The 1,030-nt window shown below is 35.0% G+C and carries 2 protein-coding genes; both read left to right on the plus strand.

The annotated features are described in order from the left end of the window. A partial coding sequence (locus tag EZL74_RS13060; RefSeq protein ID WP_204745143.1) for an integrase core domain-containing protein occupies positions 1 to 328 on the plus strand: 328 nt, incomplete at its 5' end. A 10-nt stretch (positions 329 to 338) separates the two neighbouring features. Then, positions 339 to 884, plus strand: coding sequence for a transposase (locus EZL74_RS13065; protein WP_131477102.1), 546 nt, complete (start codon positions 339 to 341; stop codon positions 882 to 884). Positions 885 to 1,030: the final 146 nt, after the last annotated feature.

Below are 1,030 nucleotides of genomic sequence, written 5' to 3' on the forward strand. Positions count from 1 at the left end.
TTGTTCTCATAACTACGTTGATTTATTAATGAAAAATAATATTGCTATAAGTATGACTGAGAACGGAGATCCCTATGAAAATGCATTGGCAGAGAGAGTTAACGGCATCATTAAAACAGAGTTCAACCTTTACAGTAGCTCGTTAGGCTTTGATCAAACAAAACATAGAATAAGTAAAAGCATTGAGTCTTATAATGAACTAAGGCCACATGCCAGTTGTGATTATTTAACCCCTAACCAAGCACATTTACAATCAGAAATATTAAACAAGAGATGGAAAAACTATAATAGAAGTTTTATGTCTTGTCCTAAAATAGCTATACACTAAAAAAGTGTATATGGAAAACCCAGCACAAGAGATTTATGCTTCACGGGAGCACAAACAGAGCCGTTATGACAAACGCTTGATTTTAAAAATTGTCAAAGAAGTTGAACAAGGATTGCCTAGAAAAGAGGCTAACCGGATTTATGGATTAGGAAAAGCATCGTTAGATGGTTGGATGAGGGATTATGGCTCACCCGAATATCAAGAAAAAATCAAACGCAGGAGTTATACAAACCTTCAAAAACGTACTATTGTTAGAGCTATAGAACAAGGAAGATTGACCATTAAGGATGCTAAAGTGTCCTATAATATCAAGAGCGAGAAAATAATCAGAAATTGGATAGTACAATATAAATCAGAAAAAGTCGAAATTTGTATTGAAAACACATCACCCATGGCTAAGGACAAACCATCTTCCAAGGATTTAGAAAAAGAAGCTTTAGAAAAAGCTTTACAGCAGGCAGAACTTAAAATAAAAGCCCTGAACACCCTGATTGATGTAGCCGAAGAACAACTCAAAATTGACATTAGAAAAAAGTCTGGTGCCAAACAGTCTTAAAAATGAAACAAGACTTTCCTAAACTGGGAATAGCTGTTTTATGCCGATTGTTTGGCAAAACAAGACACGCCTATTACGATTGTTTATGGCGTAAAGAAAGTAGTTTAGTCAAAGAAGATGTCATTCTTCAGGAGGTGCTCAACATT

The sequence above is a fragment of the Flavobacterium silvisoli genome, from assembly GCF_004329815.1.
Lineage (GTDB): Bacteria > Bacteroidota > Bacteroidia > Flavobacteriales > Flavobacteriaceae > Flavobacterium > Flavobacterium silvisoli.